A 17,139-nucleotide genomic window follows, 5' to 3' on the forward strand; every position below is an offset into this window, starting at 1 on the left:
AAACCTTCTACCCCCAGCTTACTGATATGTTAATTGATGTTCCTACATATTGAAAAATTAACGATAAGATATAAAAAACGCCTATAATCACCCAAGAAATTCTCGGTGATATACGCCCAACTTGGATGAATAAAAAGCCAGTTAAAACAAGATTCCAGATCACAAATAGATCGATATTGGCTAACACCGCCTGCCATGGACCAGAAATTCGAATGAGCGCGTTTAACGAGGTAACCGTGATGTCTTTTGGAACATGAAAAAGGATGACTGCCAAATGAGAAATAATTGTCCCAATGATCGTAACGGGTGTAATGAACAGGACCGCTGAAAACAGCTCCCTAAATGATGCATCACCTTTCGCTAAAAAAACGATGAACTTATATATAGCCGCATTGATGACAATCCCAAATACGAGACCAATGAGCGTCACCACATAAACAACAGGTATCGGCAAACTTAAATCTGCCCACATTCCCTTATTTACGAGCTCAGACAAATAAGTCACAACAACTGTTAAAATAAGCACACAAGATAATGGCCACCAAACAACCGGATTTTCCCATACTCTTTTCAGGTGCTCTGATGGTCTTGTGCTCACTCCAATGATCGTAGGTTTTTCCATGTTTTCTTTCATCAAATGTCATCCTCTCTATGTCAAGCAAGTATGCAAACGCACAATAACGCTCTTTTTCTTTCTATTTTATCAAAAGATTGCCAATAAGTGATTAAACATTTGATTTTCTTATTTTCTTTGAGAAAAAATTTTATCTATTATTCTATTTTCATGAAAGAAACCCTTCAAATGACCTCATGATCCGACCATATTCATATCAAGAATCGTGCTTTTACTGACTTAAAAACATTTTATTAAGTAAACAATATGTCTTTCGGAATAAATATCCTTTTCTTTGGGATTCGCATGGTCTTAGATAGACACAACAATTTTTTGTTAAAATAATCCTAGTAATTTCGACAAATCCCGGCTTTATAGGACTATGATTGGTTTCTTTTACAGAACAAATAAGTCTTTAGTATCAATACTTTCATATTAAAAAATTAAAAATAAAGGGATTTTACTTGATCAAAAGTTATTTTTTCATATAATGTAAAATAGAGGTAGGTTAAATGATAGTGGAAATGGAGTCAAGTGAATGTTAAGAGAAAAATTGAAAATGCAATTGATTTTACTGTATGAAAAGGAACAAGAAGCATGGCAATACTTTCGAAAGGAAAGAGAATTGATTTATCATGAGCTCAAATTACTTGATATGAAAGAAAGCAGACCTTCTAATGACAAAATATACTACGCTGCAAGATGTGTAGATATTATTAAAGAGAAAAAGGGAAGCATTGTGAGCACAAAAGAATTAAAGGAACAGCTTCAAGCCCAAACAGATTTCAATGTGAGACGAATCAGCGAATTGTATGATCTCATTCAGCAGCTCGATCCTCACATTTCTAAAGCAAGAAGGGGATGTTTTATTTACGAAGATCACACCCAAGTACCTCTGCAAACTTTTCACACATAAAAAATTGGTTACAGCCGGGTGGCCATAACCAAATCCTCTAATATCTATTATCCACCACTTACAGGAGGAATGAGTGCAACAGTGTCCCCGCTACGCACTTCAGCATTTTCCCTCGTATATATTTCGTTGACTGCAACCATTACGTTTTGTGCAGCATCAACACCATATACCTCCTGTAATTCTATTTTAATCTCATCAACCGTTGTTTGATCTTTTTGAATGATGATTTGTTGTTTACCGGCCTTCTCAGCAAGGCCGGCGAACAATAATACATTAATCATGCTGATCACCTTCTTTCTCTGCAAGTTGAAGATTGCTAGGTCTACCTTCTGGATATGAAACCGTTTCAAGCTGATCACCTATCCAGGCCTCTCCATCTTCCCAATATTCTTTTTTCCAAATGGGAACGATTTCCTTGATTCGTTCAATGGCATATTCATTGGCTTCGTAGGCAGCCTTCCTATGAGGAGACGAAACGGCGATCGCAACAGCAATATCCGTTATCTCAAGTGTTCCAATCCGGTGCACAATCGCTGCTTCAGTGTCAGGCCATCGATTCTTGATTTCTTGTCCAATCTGCCTTAGCATGCTTTCCGCCATTGGTATGTATGCTTCGTAGGTTAAACGCAATGTTTTCTTGCCGTTTGTCCATTCTCTGACCGTCCCGATAAACGTCGTAATCGCCCCTGCCTTTCGTCTTGTCACATGCTGAATCAATTCGTTTAATTCAATCGGGGTTTTTGTTATTTTAAAAAGTTCGCTCAAAACGTGCCGCCTCCCTTCAATAAGTGAAAAGCAAATGTCATCCCGCGCTTATCAAAAGCTGAAAACACAGGAAACGGGTAATTTTCGGTTAATTGATCTTCTTGAGAAAAATAAATAGCTGCTTGTATATTGGAAAGAGTGGAAAGGTCAATAAGCTCCTCTTCATTCTTTACACAAACGATTTTGCGATAAGGCGCCTGTTTGTATCCCTCTATGAGAACAGCGTCTAACGGAAGATGCTGACACATGTTGAGCAGCTGTTCTAACGTGAAGTCCTGCATCGAAAAGTGAAATTCACCTTCTCCTTCCACACCTGCGGCATAGGCACCTGCCTGAATATATCGATCAGTATCTTTTTCTTTGAAAAGACGATCTGGTGTCCCGCCATGTCCATGGTGTTTAAAGCAGCCTAGCTTCAGTCCTTCACGTTCGGCCAGCTGACAAAGCTTTTCGATCAATGTGGTCTTGCCGCTATTTTGAAAACCGACCACCTGTAATATGCTTAATTTGTCATCCAGCATGGAGACCCACCGCCTTTGTGCTGAAACAGCAGAACATCAACTTGATCACCTGCTTGAAAACCTCTTGTTCCCCCAGGCAGCATAATGAAACAGTCAGCCTCTGCAATAGAGGTCACTGCACTTGATTTATCAAGACCTGTCGGAGTCACACTGATCTGACTCCCAGTGAATTGAAGTGCCGCCCTGACAAAACGAGTAAACGGATTGGCTTTTGGAAAATCATGTGTGAGTTTCGCCTCAACAAAAGCAGGAAACGGATTGTCTTTCATATACCATTTATAAATGATCGGTTTCACAAATAATTCAAAGCCCACAAAACAGGCAGCAGGGTTTCCAGACAGCCCAAACAGCAATTGACCATTCGGCATTGCCGCCACAGTCGTCACACTTCCAGGTCTCATGGCTACTTTATTAAACAGTACCTTGGCTCCCAGCTTTTCATAAATGGCAGGCAGAAAGTCAAAATCACCCACTGACACGCCGCCTGTTGTGATCAGAATGTCTACCTTGCTCATGGCTGCTTTTACTGCATGATAACTTTTGTCAAAATCATCGGAGACTCCGCCTAAATCTAGCGGCTCAGCTCCGGCCTCAAGTACCTGCGCATAGACCATACTCAGATTACTATTTCTAATCTTGCCGTCTACCATGGCATCACTTACTTGAAGAAGCTCTGTGCCCGTAGAGATAATGCCAATCACCGGTTTTTTGACAACTGGCACTACCGCATATCCAAATGTCGCCAAAAGAGCTGTGACGCCAGAAGTGACAGCTGTTCCTTTTTTGACCATCACGTTTCCTTTGAGAACCTCTTCTCCTCGACGAGAAATATTGTCTCCCTTTTTCAGCGGTCTTTTCAGTGACATGAATGATTTGCCGTCTTTTTCGAAAGTCTTCGTCAGCTCGATCATGATGACGACATTTGCTCCATTTGGAATTTTTGCCCCTGTCATAATACGGATGGCCTGAAAGGGACCGAGGGTTTTTGCTGAGACCATTCCTGCACCAATATGATCAATGACCTCGAATTCAACTGGATGCGCACTTGACGCTTCTTTTGTATCTTCTGCCCGAAGCGCAAATCCATCATACGGAGAACGATCAAATGCCGGAACATCATGGTCTGCCAAAATATCTTCTGCAATAAACCTTCCAAGGCTATCCTTTAAAGGGACCCATTCTATTTCTCCATGTTTTTCGTATTGGTGAACTTTCTTTATGGCCTCTTCTACTGGTATTGGCTGCCGTCTTTCCATCACACTTCACTCCTATATCCCTAGCAGTCTTGCTAGTAATGAATTGGCTTCTTTTTCATCATTTGTTCCATGGATTAATGCACGTCCTCCTTTGAAACAGACCATCCGGTAATTTTCGTAGCGTACATGGATTAAGAAGTCGTTTACTTCCACCTCACAAATAGATGAGAGCCGCTCTTTCATATGCTGAAATGAGAGTTTTGCTAAATCCTTTGAAACAATTTGAACGGTGTCACGTCCGCAAAGGACCGTCGATTTTTTACGCTGATCATGTAAATAAGGATAGGTTCTTGCGATGCCGCAAGTTGGACAGTTCTTCTCTTTAGTGCGAGATAAATCCATTTTAAATGATGTGGACTGCCAAAGATCAAACGTGACAAATTTCCGCTCGATTTGATCTTCATGCCCTGTTAAATATTTTAGTGCCTCTGTTTGCTGATAAGCAGAAACCATTTGAACAGCAGGTGAAATAATCCCCGCTGTATCACACGTCAAGCCGCCAACAGGCATTGCCGTGAACACACATGATAAACATGGCGTTTTATCCGGTAATATGGTCATATACATCCCCTGACTGCTCACACAAGCACCATATATCCACGGCGTCTTCGTTTCTAGTGATAAGTCATTCATCACCATTCTTGTCTCAAAATTATCTGTTGCGTCAATGACGATATCTGCTCTCTGGAATAACGGCCTTAACAGCTCCGCCCCTGCATCTTCAATCAGAGCGTGTATGGTCACTTCATGATTGATCTGCTCGAGACGTTTTTTTGCCGCCGCTGCTTTTGGTACATGTGCCTTTGCATCATGTTCCGTGTAGAGCTGCTGCCGCTGTAAATTTGAAAATTCCACATAATCACGATCGACAATCGTAAGCGTACCGATGCCAGACCGGACAAGCCCTTCCGCAGAAGCGGTACCAAGTGCACCGGCTCCAACAATCAGAACATGACTTTCAGCCAGCGCATGCTGCCCTTTTTCCCCAACCGGAGGGAACAAGATTTGTCTTGAATATCGGTCATTCAATGCTGTTCTCTCCTCACCGTTTTTTTATGTATCATATCATACCGTTTTCAGGTAGATCGCTTCTTTTATTGATATTACGAAATTCGTTTGATGTCACGTTCAGTTCTTCCTCTGAAACGATACGCACATGAAGCTTTTGAAGCAAATCTTTAATAGCTAATTGATTCTCTGTTAAACACGCGCGAATAAACGGCAGAGAGCGGCGGTGATAAAGTGCAAATAAAGGCTGTAATCTGCCCTGAACAAGCGGGATAATGGCATCTGCGTGCTCACTGCAATAGGACGATAATACTTCCGCCGTTTTCTTCCGTATGAAAGGCATGTCACACGCCGTCACTAAATACCATTGTGCTTCTTGCTTTTGCATCGCTGTATATATGCCGGCAAGCGGTCCGCATCCGCGCACCTCTTCATCATCTAACCACACACTTTGTTCACCTCTTTCTTTGAAAAAAGGAAGAAGCAATGGATGACTGATGATGACAGTCTGCCCGTCTAAAAGCTGCTCTTTCACATGCTCATATAATGGTTTCCCTTGAAACATATGGCTTGCCTTTGGCTCTCCAAAACGTCTGGAAGCACCTCCAGCTAAAATTACATTCACTACGTGCATCCTCTCATCCTCCTTTGATATGGTTGTTCTAATCGCACTCCTTTCGCATACTTTATTGGTAACATGAATAAGGAGGGTCTATCGATGAACAGGCGCCATACTTCTCCCCTATTCCATGATCTATCTCAAGAGAATTTATACTTAAAAGCTGAAACTGCCAAATATCAACAAATGATCTCTGATTTACAGTCCTCATATACGTATTCTAAAAATAAGAAGCTAACTCAAGAATATCATGAGATGAAAAAGGATTACACGCAATTAAAACAACAACTGGATGAAATAACCAATGATCAACATGATGCTGCCTCAAAAATACAGGATCTCTCCTACAGCAAATCAGAATTGTTACATAAAATGGTCCTTCTCCATGAGATGCTGCAAAAGGAAACCTATCATAGAAGAAAAGAAACCGAAGAAAAACACAAGCTGCATTTGAAAGTTGTCAAATATAAGGAAATCTCGCAACAATTAAATGAACGGATAGAAGATCAAGATAAACGACTTGCAAAAGAGGAGAAAAAAGGAAATGTTTTATCCGCAGTGATTGAAAAGCTGCAGCAAACATTGGGCGATAAAAACGCAGAGCTCCATGTTTTACAGGAAGGCGTCAGACACCTTCAAGAGCGTTTTTATGAAACGCAGGAGAAATTACTGCAAATTGAAAAAGCAAAAGAAGCGATTTTTTATGAAACGCTCACGAGCTATCAAAAACAGTTAGCAGAAAGCGAAGAATGGATCGCATCTCATTTTGCTGATATTGACCAGTCAGCACAAACAAATTCACAGCCATTCTCACGAGACCGCATCCTGCAAACGACAGAAGAAATCGAACCGATCTTGAAGAAACTCAACGAACAAGTTCAAACACTTCAGGAACAAGTCGATGCTGTGCAGCGTAATGGAGAAGTCATGACAGTCAAAATCGACGGCTTTAAAAAACAGCGTGATCACCTGCCTAAGGAACGCAAAATTGTCTATACAGTTGATCAAAAGAAGTAATTCTCGAAATAAAAAACTGCTGGCTTGACGCCCAGCAGTTTTTTATTTATTCGTCTTCTGTTTGAATGTCGCCTTCTAAAATATACTGTCCGCGATAAGGCTTCTTCACTTCAGGATACATTTTAATTAAGCTTTGCATAAACGTTGTCATATTTGGGATTTCAAGACCACTCTCTTTTTCGATCTCTTTTTGAAGCTCTGAGCTTTTAATCGCTGCATTATGACGTTTTAACGTTTTAATCGCAGCTTCACGAAGCTTCGCTGCCTTTGAGCCAGGACGAGCTGTGCCTCTTCTGCGTCTTGTCGATCCTTCAGGAATACCTACAGGTGCACCGTTTAGCTGTCCTGTTCCTAAAGATGATGATTGTGGTTGTGCCGGCTGCTGGTAGCTTCTCATTTCTTGCGCAGCAAGCTCAGCTAATACAGGCAGTGAATCTGTCTTTCTTTCTGTACGTACTTCTTTTTTTGTATCTGACACTAGACCTGTTCCTTGACGGTCTAATTCTCTTAATTTTGCATAAATCGTATCGCGCTCAATTTGATATTCACGGATGACCTTTACTTCTGCCTCGTTTAATTGTTCCAATCGTAAACGTAACGCTTCCCTCTCATTAAACAATGGATTTCCCCCTCATCATATAAAAAATATTCTATAGTAAATATTAGATTAGAAAACTAATTTTATCAACTATTTTTTTATCATTTTACAGTTTGCTAACAGATAGGTATTTTCAACTAAAATTTTGCCAAAGAGGAAAAATCGGCACCCATTTCATTGCCACTATAGGCTTTTGACAAACCTTAAAATATTGTAAAAAAATTGAATAAACGCTTATACTACTTGATTTATATAGTTATTTACCTAACTGAAATTTCTTTTGTGCAAAAACGTTCTGAATAGTAAAAAGTTAAAATCTTTACAATTTCATTTCAAAACAAAAATGTAAATAGGTCTTTATACCTTTTTGTTTCAGGGATATTTTTTAATAAACTCCCTCATTTTCTCTTTTCTTAGGAATAATAAACTCGTCTAGTGCAATACGCCGCCTGTTTTTGCCCATGAAAAAACCCCCATTTATGGGGGAAAGCCTATTCTGCAGCCTTTTCAGACTCAGAAAGCACTCGATTGACACGTTTTTCAAGCATTTTCATTCCGCTTCCGCCGGCTTGGAAGTGACGCAAAGCACCTGTTTTATCAAATACATAATATGCAGGTACATATTCGTTTTCAAAGGCTTCTGTTAGGTGATGATCACTGTCCACAAAGATTGGCTGCGTGATTTCATGCTCTTTCGCAACTTCTTTGATTTTTTCTAGATCTAGGTCATCTTCTGAACGAGGCATATGAACTGCTACAACGTTTAGTTGATCCTTGTACTCATCACGGAATTGATTGACTTGAGGCATTGCCTCTTTACAAAGATGACAGCTGACTGACCAGAAATGAATCAATGTTGGTTTGTCACCAATCAAATCTTCTTTTGTTACTTCTCCATTTAACCACTCTTTTGCACCAGTTAGTTCTGGCATTGGTTGACGTAATTTCATTATGAAGCGCCTCCATCCATTGTATGTGTCGAAACAAAAAGGTCTAACATCAGTTAGACCCTCCTGTTTCTTCAGTTATCAATTAAAGTGTTTTTTGACCAGGTTTCCAGTTCGCTGGGCAAAGTCCACCAGTTTGTAATGCTTGAAGAACACGTAATGTCTCATCTACATCACGACCGATATTGTTGTGGAATACAGTTTGGTATTGAACTTCGCCTTCTGGGTTAATGATAAATAAACCGCGAAGAGCAATTCCTTCTTCTTCAATTAAAACGCCGTATTCTCTAGATACTGTGTGGTTAGTATCAGCAGCTAACGGGTATTTTAATTCACCTAGACCATTGTCTTTACGGTCTGTATTGATCCAAGCAAGATGCGTGTGGATTGTATCAGTAGATACACCGATGATTTCTGCATCTAAATCTTCGAACTCGTCATAACGATCGCTCATTGCTGTAATTTCAGTTGGGCAAACAAATGTGAAATCCATTGGATAGAAGAAAAGAACTGTCCATTTGTCATTCTTCATGTTTTCCTCTAAACTTACTTTACCAAATTCCTTGTTAGCAAGTACTGCTTCCATTTCAAAACGTGGAGCTTGTTTTCCTACAAAACGCTCTGCCATATGTAAATCCCTCCAAAAAATAATATCTTTATACAGTCTTCTTAGCTGTATATAAAATGAGAATCAAAACTTAAAATTCTCATTTAGTTAATAACTTCACAATTACAATTATAATACTTATGCGATTTTTAGTCAATATTAATTAATAATAAATTTAATTAACGATTTGTCACAATTCCTGCTTCACCTATCAAAAGTTTAACATGACTTGCATAAGGGAACAAATGATTAGCTTCTCTTTTAGAGCATACATAGAAAGGTTTTGAAGATCATGAGAGCATTTCAACAAGTAGATTGGGTTTCCATTATCCTCAATAGCAGTATGATTTTGCTAAAACTAGTCGCCATTTTTGCTATCTACTTTATCATCAGAGCCATAGGAAACAAAATGATTAAGCGCGCCTATTCCACATTCGCTGAAAAGCATGAAGTCTCATTATCAAGAGCTCAGACACTGCAAAGTCTGACGTTAAATATTTTCGCCTACTTATTGATTTTTATTCTAGTTGTGATGATCCTCGACTTATTTCATTATAACCCGACAGCTTTGCTGGCAGGTGCAGGCGTTGTAGGACTTGCGATTGGTTTTGGCGCTCAAGGGTTAGTGAGTGATATTGTGACCGGATTCTTTATACTATTGGAAAAACAATTTGATGTAGGAGAATATATAACGGTCGCTGGCTTTGATGGGATTGTCGAACAAATTGGACTAAGAACCACACAGCTTCGAAGCTTTGACGGCACCCTTCATTTCATTCCTAATCGCAGCATACTAAATGTGAGCAATCATTCAAGAGGGACGATGCAGGCACTCGTTGATATTGAGCTGTCTCCGGATGAAAATGTGGATCAGATGATCACAGCCCTTCAAGCTGCCTGTGATGAGGTGCGGAAGGAAACTCCTCAAATTATTGAAGGTCCTCAAGTTGTCGGCGTGGAGGCGTTCGGTTCTTCCTCCCTTGTGCTGCGCATCATAGCGAAAACCGAAACAATGGAGCAATGGCGGGTAGAACGAATCTTGCGCAAAAAAATGAAAGAAGTACTCGATATAGAAAAAGAGCAAAAAGAACCGGGATCATAATCTACCGGTTCTTTTCCTTGTTTTATTGAACTCGCTGTTCTACTTCTTGGCAAATTTCATCAGCCGTCATACCTGATGCTGTAATAACAGATGCCTTTGTTGTTGTGTCTGAAATGCCAAGAACATTTGAATCTAGTCCTGTGACGACATAACAGTCACACTGATCCATTTGCTGTTCATTTTGAATCCGTACGACATCATACCCTTTTTGCTTCAATAGTTCTTCTACATCGGATAAAGATTGTTCTACACCAATTCTTGTCATAATCAAGAACACCTCCTGTTCATAAGGTGTACAGGAGGCAGCTCGATTATTCATTCACCAGCTTGCTTTTTGAAATAAGCCGTCATGACATTCACAGCTGTTTCAATCGCGTTTTCATCCGGCTGGAGCTTTGCATGATGCAAGCCGTATTCTGAATCGACACCTAACCAAAACATGAAGCCGGGGTATTTTTTCAGCATGTAGCCAAAATCTTCTCCTGTCATGGCTTCCCTGCATTCAATCACATTCGCAAGCCCTTCTTCGGCTACATATGACATAAATTCCTCTGTCAAATCCTTTGAATTGTCCACTTCGTAATAAGACGAAGGATAACGAACAGTTGCTTTGCATTCGTAGCCAATTTCAATTCCTTTTGCCAATGCTTCAATTCGCTTTCTCACCTTGTCCATAGACTCTGGCGAAAGTGTGCGAATGGTACCGTCAAGCTTTGCATACTGCGCAATAATATTTTGAGCCGTTCCGCCGGTAATCGTGCCCACTGTAATGACCGCACTATCAAGGGGATCAACATTACGCGAAATCACCGATTGCAGCTGACCTACAAGAGCACTTGCAGCAACAACCATATCATTTGCTAAATGAGGATACGCAGCGTGTCCGCCTTTTCCTTCAAGCTCAATCACAAGCTCACTCGTATTGGCAAATAACAAACCCGGCTTTGTAGCAATTGTTCCAACAGGATATTCAGGTGCGATATGCAGCGCTGTAATAAAGTCTGGCGTCCATTTTTTGAGAACATCACTTGCAAGCATTGGTTCGGCACCGCCTGGACCTTCTTCTGCCGGCTGGAAGATAAATAATACGTCTTCTTTGATCGGTTCATGAACGAAATGATCGATGATACCAAGTGCAATGGTCATATGAAGGTCATGTCCACATGCATGCATCTTCCCTTCATGCACAGATTCAAATGGATACCCTGTTTCCTCGGGTATAGACAGGCCGTCCATATCTGCACGATAAGCAAATACGCGCGTTGGATTTGTCCCTTTCACTTTTACAAAAAGGCCTGTTCGCCACGTTTCAATCTCAACTCGATCTTTTGAATAGGTGTCCAAATGCTGAATGAGATACGCTTGTGTTTTAAATTCTTGGAAACCAAGCTCAGGGATTTGGTGTAAATCTCTTCGAATGGATATTAATTGCTCACGATTTAACAAGTGAACTCGCTTCCTTTCTTCTATACGAATAAGACGTGGATATCTCATCCACGTCTTTGTCTTCAGCTGCGAATTTTATGAATTAAAGCTGACGCAGTTCTTGTTTGATTTCTGTCTTACCTTTTGTTTTTTCATCGATGTCTTTAATTTTCTTAGCAGGTGTACCTGCTACAACTGTGTAAGGCTCTACATCGTTCACAACGATCGCACCAGCAGCTACTACTGCACCTTTACCAATTGTCACGCCTTCTAGAACAACAGCGTTCGCACCGATGACAACGTCATCTTCTACCACAACTGGTTTAGCAGACGGCGGCTCAATAACACCTGCAAGAACAGATCCAGCACCGATATGACAGTTCTTACCTACTGTCGCACGGCCGCCAAGCACCACGTTCATGTCAATCATCGTACCTTCGCCAATTACAGAACCGATATTAATAGAAGCACCCATCATAATGACTGCATTATCACCGATTTCAACTTGGTCACGGATGATTGCCCCTGGCTCAATACGGGCTTTAATGTTTTTCAAATCTAACATCGGAATTGCAGAGTTGCGGCGGTCATTTTCCACGACAACATCTTCAATTTTGTCTTTGTTTGATGCTAGCACTTCTTGAATTTCACTCCACTCACCGAAAACAACTCCAGTGTTTCCTGTGATGAATGTTTTTGCATGTTCACCAAACTCAATACCTTCTAAGTCACCTTTAATATAGACTTTGACAGGTGTTGATTTTGTACTAATTTGAATAAATGAAATAATTTCATTAGCGTCCATTTGTTTCATGTATGTATGTCCTCCTCTTAATTTATACTTCATTACTGTACCAAAGGAGTGTTTTAATGACAAGTGAAAGAGTCGTCTCCTCAATGGAAAATAAAACAAGCGGGACCGATTATCCCGCTTCTTGCTGGTGAAGCTGAACAAATTGTTTACCAAAAGAAATTAATTCGTCTTCTTCCTCTCCTTCTGGATTCAGCTCAATTTTAACTGATGGGAGGACAATGTCACCGCCGAGCTCCTTCACTTTTTCTTCGATTAGGTCAACAGCTCCGCAAAAATGTTCGTAAGATGTATCGCCAGAACCGAATACTGCAAATGCTTTTCCCGTTAAATCAAGCTCTTCCATTTCTTCATATAAATCAATAAAATCATCCGGAAGATCGCCATCTCCCCATGTATACGCACCTAACATAATGTGCGAGTAATCATTAAGCAGCTCGGCATCAATATCCATCGCTTCATGCCGGTCCACGCTGGCTCCTGCTTCCGTAATACCTTTTTCAATTAAATCTGCCATCGCTTCTGTATTTCCAGACATCGTGGCATACACCAATAAAACCTTTTCTGTCACTTTTTCTTCCTCCTTATCAATGAATCAATGCAGGCTCCTCATACGGCCTGACAAACTTACTTTCATATAAACCCGCACAGAAAAAGTTTTCGTTTTGATTGGCTACACGAAAACCGTGTCCTTTGATCGTATCAAACCATTTGAGCTCTTTTTGCTCAATATCAAGCTGATACACTTTAGAAAATCCGTGTTCGTCTTGTGAGGTGGTCACATACACAATGCCATTATCCTCTGATACATCCAAAAATGATTCTTCTCTAGCAAAGGCCTGTGATTGAATATCATGCAGAATATTTGTATGTAAATCTAAAATTTGAACAGATCCTTTTTTGCCTTTTTTTGAACCTAATGCACAAACAAGAAGATGTTCATGACAGAGCAGCATAGAAGCTGTCATTCGGTGCTCCTCTCTGTTTAGAAGAAAAATCTGTTCACTCTGCAAGTCATACACCCATATTCCTCCGTGAACTTCATGAATCTGTGTTCCAATATAAAGGTGGTCACCTGCAGCACATAAAGAACGAATGACCGGCGGATGATTCACATGAGCAAATGGCTTCATAATTTCCCAGGAAATTCCGAAATCATTTGACACATAGATACTATGTTTACCATGCGCACATACAAACCCATCATTGCGTCCTGTAATAGACCAGACGACTGCGTTTGTTGGAAATGAAGATAAGGCCCATGTATTGCCTTCATCTCCTGATCTAATCACTGTGCCATTTTCACCAACACCGAATAAATAAGGACCGATATAGCTGATCGCATGAATTTTATGCTTGAGCTTAAACAGCTGCTGCCATCCGCTCTCCACACTATAGTGAAAAATACCTTCACGTTTTACAGCAACAAAGTATCCACCACTTTTAGATGCTGCAACAGCTGTTGCACCTTTATGAAACATGATTTTCAACTCGTTTCTCAGACAAAGCGGCCCACGTTAAAAAGCTCACAGCAAATTCCTGACAGCACGCCACATCTTCATCTGTATCCGGTGCAAGCTCCATTTTTAATGTTTCAGGAAAAACAGATGCACCCGTTGATTTCAGCATGTCATGGAATGTATGGACAGCCTCGCAAAACTTTGGATAGCTGTAATCACCCGATCCAAAGACAGCTGTTTTTATGTGACTAAGTTCAAGAGTAGAGACCTCTTCATAAAAATCCTCTGCTTCATATGGCAAATCTCCATCACCCCAAGTATAAGAACCAATGAATACGTAATCGTATGAGGATAGGTCCTCTGCGTTCGTATCATCAAATTCCATCATCTCTGTATCTATCCCTTTTCCTTCAAGTGTTTGCTTTAAGATCGTTGCCATATCTTCCGTATTTCCAGACATACTCGCAAATGCAATTAGTGCTTTCATCTATCGGTCACCTCATCTAAATGATAATCATTTTCAATTATTATATGTACACTTTAAATGATAATGATTTTCATTGTCAAATGATTTCATAAAAAAAAGTACCTCCCTATTCCAAGAAGGTACTTACACGGCATCATTTTCAAGCATTTCTTTAACCACACCAACAAATGCTTGTACCTGTTTTAACTGAAAAGACGCTTCATAGCCTAGCAGCCATGTGTCACGGCCGATTTGCTCTCCGTTCACATCAACAAGCGGTGTTTTATAAACACTTTTTTCGTGGTCATATAGAGTAACAGAAGGCAAAATGGCGTAACCGATGCCGTGGTAGGCCATTTGTTTACATGTTTCAATTTGGTCTACTAAAATCGTCTGCTTTGGAGATACTTTAAATTTTTGATGCCACCAGTGCTGGATTTCCTGATAATACGTGCTGTCGCTTTTAAATTGGATAAATGGCCGCTCAGTCTTGATTAATTCATCTACGTCCTTGATCACGGAATCGACTAAATATAAATGATCTGTCATTAAGTATTCCTTTGTCCCCTTCCAATCAGGGTTTCCGCGGATGATTCCTATGTGCACGTGGTCTTCATACAAGCTTTTGAGCATTTCACTGCTCCAGCCGGTAACGAGTGACACCTTGGCATTTGGATATTTTTCGACATACCGTTTTAACACCTTTGGCAGCCAGTGCTGTCCAATAATCGACGCCACCGCAAGCTTGAGTGTACCGTGAATGTCACCCTCAAGTTCATCAATTCGTTCTCTCACTCGATCCTGTTCAACCGTTACCTCTATTGCAAATTGGATAATCTGTTCACCTGCTGAAGTCACGGTCAGCCCCTTTTGTGAACGAAAAAAGATTTTCGTTCCCCATTCCTTTTCGATCGTCTGCAATCTTTGAGATAATGCAGGCTGAGAGACAAAGAGCCGTTCCGAAGCCTTTCTCATATTCAATTCTTCACTTAGCACAACAAGCATATGTAACTCCTGAAGCTGCATGGGCGTCCCCTTTCTCTCTATAAGTTTTTCTTATTCTATATGCTCATTATATAAACTTTAACTTATGAAGGCAAAAAAAATAAGCTGGGCTGCAGCTCATTTTTTTGCGGAATGAATGACCTCATTTAAGCGCTTTAATACAACTCGTCGAGTAAAAATGCCTTCAAAGACTTGCTCCTCATTTACTACACAAACAAATCCATTATTCGTCACAGCGTGAACGCCTTTTATTACAGGATCTGTCGTTTTGAGTCTCGGAATATCCTTCAGCATAACCTCTTCGACCTTCAACTGGTCGAGCTTCTCAAATTCGATTCGTTCTAAACCGAAGATTTTATCCATAATCATATTCGTTCCAATTAACCCGTGTAAATGATAAGAAGCGTCTAATACCGGAATAGCTGTATATCCTGTTTTGGTTAGAACCAATAGGGCATGCTCAAGGTTATTGCCAATTTGAACATGTGCGACTTTATCTGCATCAATCATATGCTCGGCTACTGTGGACTCAAGCAATTGAGTCGGCTCTATCTCTATCATGTTTCTTCGACCCCTTTTCTCTCAATCATCAATCATACATTCCCCATTACGATTAAGCATAAACTAAAACGAATTTTGTCGAAAGATTTTTTCTGCATAAAAAAGATACTCAGCCCCCGAGTATCTAATAGAATGTTAAACCAATATTAATTCTCAAACCTTACTCTGTCATACAATGTGATCAATTGCTTATACGTATTGTCGTCGACATTTTTTGTTCCACATTCTATATCATTGATCTCACTGCTTAGTAATTCGACAGCATATTCCTGATTCAGCAATACGTTTAATAATAGCTTTTTCTCTTCTTCATTAAAACGATTTTCGATGACGCTCATTCAACATCAGGCCCCCTGTTTCATATATGCTTTTATATTGATTAGCAGGCTTTTGAATGTCTGCTTCCTCTCTATACAGCTAGAATAAGGAACTAGAATCGAATCGTCAACCGCACGTTTCGACAAGGTTTGGAGAAAAATGACGGAATTTATTTTGTGTATCGATTGGCATAGCAAAATGCTGCATATGAGTCGGGTTTTATTTTCGCTTCAATTCCCATAGCTGTGATCATTCCGGTCATTTCCTGGATCAGCTCTTTTGTACTTCCTTTTTTGCCAATATCTAGATGGGCTTCAAAACGAAGGTCTGCCCCTTCCTCAGCAAACGGAAGAAGCAAATCCATCAGTTCTGTTAAAGGCCCCTCAAGGATGTCTGCACATACCTTTTGGCTAAACGCTGTCTCTAATGAAATTTTTTCTCTAAGACTTTGCACGGGTCTTTCAATCACTTGTTGTGTGAGGCAGCCCCAAGCTCCTTTGCCAATCCGGTGGAGATGAATTGCAGTCATAAATGTTGTGACATTTTGATTGACCTGAGAGTCCGTACCAATTGATAACACATAGGCGGACCTAGGGTCTTTTCGAATAAAGTCTTTCATTATCATGACGACATCAGAAAACGCTAAACGATCTTCAGAAAGATTGTAGAAAAAAGAATCACTCACAGAAAGGAACTCCTTTTTAATGGTCTCTTATCCGAAAAATGCGCTGATTGTTCATCTTCCATTTGTACATATCATCTATGATGATCCATGTATGCTGCCGCAATAAACGAAGGAATCCTCAGAAAAAACATTTCATACGATTCAGCTTAGGATTGTAGAAGCTCAAAAATCTCAATCGAAATCATATCAATGTTGTCAAATGGGAAAGTGTTTGGCTTATCCCCTTGTTGAAAAACAGTCAATTCAAACGTTTGATTCTTTTCGAAATACTTAACACTACAGATTTTCTCACCGTTCACTTCGAAATAACGCTGTGCCGGCTCGTTTGCAGCTTCTGCTGTCTCTTGAAGACTTTGCAGCCTTGTAATGATACCCATTAATTGTGACATTCTAAAAAAAGACTCCTTTCAAAAAAACAACTCAAGATGAACCCGTATTG

General features: G+C 40.2%; 24 protein-coding genes. 3 read left to right on the plus strand and 21 right to left on the minus strand.

Going from position 1 to position 17,139, the window contains the following annotated elements:
* Positions 1-7 precede the first annotated feature (7 nt).
* Complete coding sequence (gene yknW / locus QSJ46_RS11555) at positions 8-634, minus strand: YknW family membrane protein (protein WP_107163587.1); 627 nt, start codon at positions 632-634, stop codon at positions 8-10.
* A 517-nt stretch (positions 635-1,151) separates the two neighbouring features.
* Between yknW and QSJ46_RS11560 the strand changes: the two genes are divergently transcribed.
* On the plus strand, positions 1,152-1,529 hold the full coding sequence (locus tag QSJ46_RS11560) for a Rok-like winged helix domain-containing protein (protein ID WP_017359410.1): 378 nt from the start codon (positions 1,152-1,154) through the stop codon (positions 1,527-1,529).
* A 47-nt stretch (positions 1,530-1,576) separates the two neighbouring features.
* Here the strand turns inward: QSJ46_RS11560 and moaD are convergent, their stop codons facing one another.
* The 6 genes from moaD to QSJ46_RS11590 are packed head-to-tail and all read right to left on the minus strand — an operon-like array spanning position 1,577 to position 5,713.
* The gene (gene moaD / locus QSJ46_RS11565; RefSeq protein ID WP_039178180.1) at positions 1,577-1,810 is read right to left on the minus strand and encodes a molybdopterin converting factor subunit 1; all 234 of its coding nucleotides are present in this window, start codon (positions 1,808-1,810) and stop codon (positions 1,577-1,579) included.
* The gene (locus QSJ46_RS11570; RefSeq protein ID WP_107163585.1) at positions 1,803-2,294 is read right to left on the minus strand and encodes a molybdenum cofactor biosynthesis protein MoaE; all 492 of its coding nucleotides are present in this window, start codon (positions 2,292-2,294) and stop codon (positions 1,803-1,805) included. Before QSJ46_RS11570 ends, moaD begins: the two co-directional genes overlap by 8 nt.
* The gene (mobB, locus tag QSJ46_RS11575) at positions 2,291-2,815 is read right to left on the minus strand and encodes a molybdopterin-guanine dinucleotide biosynthesis protein B (protein WP_041084984.1); all 525 of its coding nucleotides are present in this window, start codon (positions 2,813-2,815) and stop codon (positions 2,291-2,293) included. The genes QSJ46_RS11570 and mobB overlap by 4 nt, the downstream gene beginning before the upstream one ends.
* Positions 2,797-4,074, minus strand: a complete 1,278-nt coding sequence (locus QSJ46_RS11580; RefSeq protein ID WP_181286134.1) for a molybdopterin molybdotransferase MoeA — start codon at positions 4,072-4,074, stop codon at positions 2,797-2,799. Before QSJ46_RS11580 ends, mobB begins: the two co-directional genes overlap by 19 nt.
* A gap of 9 nt (positions 4,075-4,083) precedes the next feature.
* Positions 4,084-5,100: a thiazole biosynthesis adenylyltransferase ThiF gene (locus QSJ46_RS11585; protein ID WP_126681760.1), complete on the minus strand. Its 1,017-nt coding sequence runs from the start codon at positions 5,098-5,100 to the stop codon at positions 4,084-4,086.
* Between the two features lie 31 nt (positions 5,101-5,131).
* Positions 5,132-5,713 carry a molybdenum cofactor guanylyltransferase gene (locus QSJ46_RS11590; RefSeq protein ID WP_107163582.1) on the minus strand — a complete coding sequence of 194 codons (582 nt, stop codon included), beginning with the start codon at positions 5,711-5,713 and terminating at the stop codon, positions 5,132-5,134.
* Positions 5,714-5,797: 84 nt separating this feature from the next.
* Here QSJ46_RS11590 and QSJ46_RS11595 point away from each other — a divergent pair, with 84 nt between their 5' ends.
* Positions 5,798-6,715, plus strand: a complete 918-nt coding sequence (locus QSJ46_RS11595) for a coiled-coil domain-containing protein (RefSeq protein WP_285604733.1) — start codon at positions 5,798-5,800, stop codon at positions 6,713-6,715.
* 46 nt (positions 6,716-6,761) lie between these two features.
* Here QSJ46_RS11595 and rok read toward each other — a convergent pair whose 3' ends face one another.
* From rok to ahpA, 3 genes are all read right to left on the minus strand, one after another.
* Positions 6,762-7,334 (minus strand): transcriptional regulator Rok, encoded by a 573-nt coding sequence (gene rok, locus QSJ46_RS11600; RefSeq protein WP_047203687.1) that lies wholly within the window; start codon positions 7,332-7,334, stop codon positions 6,762-6,764.
* A gap of 470 nt (positions 7,335-7,804) precedes the next feature.
* Complete coding sequence (locus tag QSJ46_RS11605; protein ID WP_024424727.1) at positions 7,805-8,263, minus strand: TlpA family protein disulfide reductase; 459 nt, start codon at positions 8,261-8,263, stop codon at positions 7,805-7,807.
* 82 nt (positions 8,264-8,345) lie between these two features.
* On the minus strand, positions 8,346-8,888 hold the full coding sequence (gene ahpA / locus QSJ46_RS11610) for a biofilm-specific peroxidase AhpA (RefSeq protein ID WP_047203686.1): 543 nt from the start codon (positions 8,886-8,888) through the stop codon (positions 8,346-8,348).
* Between the two features lie 271 nt (positions 8,889-9,159).
* Between ahpA and QSJ46_RS11615 the strand changes: the two genes are divergently transcribed.
* Positions 9,160-9,969 carry a mechanosensitive ion channel family protein gene (locus tag QSJ46_RS11615; protein ID WP_047203685.1) on the plus strand — a complete coding sequence of 270 codons (810 nt, stop codon included), beginning with the start codon at positions 9,160-9,162 and terminating at the stop codon, positions 9,967-9,969.
* A gap of 22 nt (positions 9,970-9,991) precedes the next feature.
* Here QSJ46_RS11615 and QSJ46_RS11620 read toward each other — a convergent pair whose 3' ends face one another.
* The 11 genes from QSJ46_RS11620 to QSJ46_RS11670 all read right to left on the minus strand — a co-directional run bounded on the left by QSJ46_RS11620 (position 9,992) and on the right by QSJ46_RS11670 (position 17,089).
* Positions 9,992-10,234 carry a YkuS family protein gene (locus QSJ46_RS11620; RefSeq protein WP_024424725.1) on the minus strand — a complete coding sequence of 81 codons (243 nt, stop codon included), beginning with the start codon at positions 10,232-10,234 and terminating at the stop codon, positions 9,992-9,994.
* Positions 10,235-10,284: 50 nt separating this feature from the next.
* The gene (locus tag QSJ46_RS11625; RefSeq protein ID WP_047203684.1) at positions 10,285-11,463 is read right to left on the minus strand and encodes an N-acetyldiaminopimelate deacetylase; all 1,179 of its coding nucleotides are present in this window, start codon (positions 11,461-11,463) and stop codon (positions 10,285-10,287) included.
* A gap of 34 nt (positions 11,464-11,497) precedes the next feature.
* The gene (dapD, locus tag QSJ46_RS11630; protein WP_285604734.1) at positions 11,498-12,208 is read right to left on the minus strand and encodes a 2,3,4,5-tetrahydropyridine-2,6-dicarboxylate N-acetyltransferase; all 711 of its coding nucleotides are present in this window, start codon (positions 12,206-12,208) and stop codon (positions 11,498-11,500) included.
* Between the two features lie 109 nt (positions 12,209-12,317).
* Positions 12,318-12,743, minus strand: coding sequence for a flavodoxin (locus QSJ46_RS11635; protein WP_047203713.1), 426 nt, complete (start codon positions 12,741-12,743; stop codon positions 12,318-12,320).
* A gap of 49 nt (positions 12,744-12,792) precedes the next feature.
* On the minus strand, positions 12,793-13,686 hold the full coding sequence (locus QSJ46_RS11640; RefSeq protein WP_047203683.1) for a WD40/YVTN/BNR-like repeat-containing protein: 894 nt from the start codon (positions 13,684-13,686) through the stop codon (positions 12,793-12,795).
* On the minus strand, positions 13,676-14,152 hold the full coding sequence (locus QSJ46_RS11645; protein ID WP_285604735.1) for a flavodoxin: 477 nt from the start codon (positions 14,150-14,152) through the stop codon (positions 13,676-13,678). The genes QSJ46_RS11640 and QSJ46_RS11645 overlap by 11 nt, the downstream gene beginning before the upstream one ends.
* A 123-nt stretch (positions 14,153-14,275) precedes the next feature.
* Positions 14,276-15,157 carry a transcriptional regulator CcpC gene (locus QSJ46_RS11650; protein WP_285604736.1) on the minus strand — a complete coding sequence of 294 codons (882 nt, stop codon included), beginning with the start codon at positions 15,155-15,157 and terminating at the stop codon, positions 14,276-14,278.
* 96 nt (positions 15,158-15,253) lie between these two features.
* Positions 15,254-15,697, minus strand: a complete 444-nt coding sequence (gene cbpB, locus QSJ46_RS11655; protein WP_039178150.1) for a cyclic-di-AMP-binding protein CbpB — start codon at positions 15,695-15,697, stop codon at positions 15,254-15,256.
* A gap of 146 nt (positions 15,698-15,843) precedes the next feature.
* A complete protein-coding gene (abbA, locus tag QSJ46_RS11660) occupies positions 15,844-16,035 on the minus strand; it encodes an antirepressor AbbA (RefSeq protein ID WP_003210802.1) in 192 nt (63 codons plus the stop codon).
* Positions 16,036-16,184: 149 nt separating this feature from the next.
* The gene (locus tag QSJ46_RS11665) at positions 16,185-16,700 is read right to left on the minus strand and encodes a ribonuclease H-like YkuK family protein (protein WP_285604737.1); all 516 of its coding nucleotides are present in this window, start codon (positions 16,698-16,700) and stop codon (positions 16,185-16,187) included.
* A 146-nt stretch (positions 16,701-16,846) separates the two neighbouring features.
* On the minus strand, positions 16,847-17,089 hold the full coding sequence (locus tag QSJ46_RS11670) for a YkuJ family protein (RefSeq protein WP_003212254.1): 243 nt from the start codon (positions 17,087-17,089) through the stop codon (positions 16,847-16,849).
* Positions 17,090-17,139: the final 50 nt, after the last annotated feature.

This window comes from Bacillus sp. YKCMOAS1 (assembly GCF_030268125.1).
Classification (GTDB): Bacteria; Bacillota; Bacilli; order Bacillales; family Bacillaceae; genus Bacillus; species Bacillus safensis.